The organism is Massilia frigida (assembly GCF_011682175.1).
Lineage (GTDB): Bacteria > Pseudomonadota > Gammaproteobacteria > Burkholderiales > Burkholderiaceae_D > Telluria_A > Telluria_A frigida.
On record NZ_WHJG01000126.1, the window covers coordinates 1 to 1,270 of the forward strand.

The following is a 1,270-nucleotide window of genomic DNA, read 5'->3' on the forward strand; positions in this document are numbered from 1 at the left end:
ATCAAGGGTGGTTCGCTCGACAGCCAGCAAGGCAATCTGTTCGATGACCCGATCGAGGCGTTTAAGAAAGAGAAGGCCGCGCTGGGTATTCGGCGCGTCAAATGAGCGCGCAGGTAGTTGATAGCTCGCAGTCCACTTTCGATTGGAATGAGTATGGCCGCGCTGTGCTGGCCGGGGGAATCCCGGTCTGCCGCTGGACCCGCATGGCGGTCGAGCGGCACTATCGCGACCTGGCCGAGGGCCACCTTCGCGGCCTGTGGTTCTCCGATGTGCATGCCCAGCATGCCCTGGAATCGTTCCTGTTTTTACGCCACTCAAAAGGGGAGTGGGCGGGCCAGATGTTCGTGCCGACATTGTGGCAGCAGTTCTGGGTCGCGCTTGCCTTCGGCTGGATGCGCGCAGACGGCACGCGGCGCTTCCGGGAAGTGTGGGAAGAAGTACCGCGCAAGAACGGCAAGAGTACAAAACTCGCTGGCATCGGCCTGTACCTGTTCTTCTTCGACGGCGAAGGCGGCGCTGAGGTCTACACCGCCGCCACCAAGATGGACCAGGCCCGCATCACGCACGACGAGGCGGTGCGCATGGTGGCGGCTAGCCCGCATCTGCGCCGGCACATCTCCGAACGCCGCAGCGAACTGTTCGTGCGCGGCAAGGCGGACAAGTTCGTCCCGCTGGGCCGAGACTCGACCACGATGGACGGACTCAATCCGCACGGCGGCATTCTGGATGAGGTGCATGCGCACCCCAACCGCGAAATCTATGACGTGATCAAGTCGGGCATCGGCGCGCGGCGCCAGCCCATGATCTGGCAGATCACGACCGCCGGCTTGAATCTGTCGAGCTTCGGCTACGAGCAGCACCGGCATGCCCTGAAAGTCCTGGAAGGCAAAGAGGAAAATGACGAACTGCTGGCAATCGTCTACACCGTTGACGATCCGGAGAAATGGACGGACCCAATCGAATGGGCAAAGGCAAACCCGAACCTGGGCGAATCGGTGTACATCGATGGTCTGCGCCTGGCATGCGAATCGGCAGTCAAAAAGCCGACCGAGCAGGCCACGTTCAAGACTAAGCGCCTGAACATCTGGCTCTCCGGCGGCGAGACCTGGATACCGATTGCCAACTGGCGCAAATGCGCCGACCCCACCATTAGGCTGGAGCATTTTGAAGGCGAGGAATGCTGGATTAGTCTGGACCTGGCGGAAAAGAGCGACATCGCCGCGCTTTGCCTGATTTTCAAACGTGGCAACAAGTTTTACGTGTTCTTCCG

General features: G+C 60.6%; 1 protein-coding gene. It reads left to right on the top strand.

Annotation, left to right across the window (positions count from 1 at the left end; all coding sequences use genetic code 11):
• Positions 1–101: 101 nt before the first annotated feature.
• Positions 102–1,270: terminase large subunit (locus F2P44_RS34275; RefSeq protein WP_167094548.1), on the top strand; the 1,169-nt coding region annotated here is incomplete at its 3' end.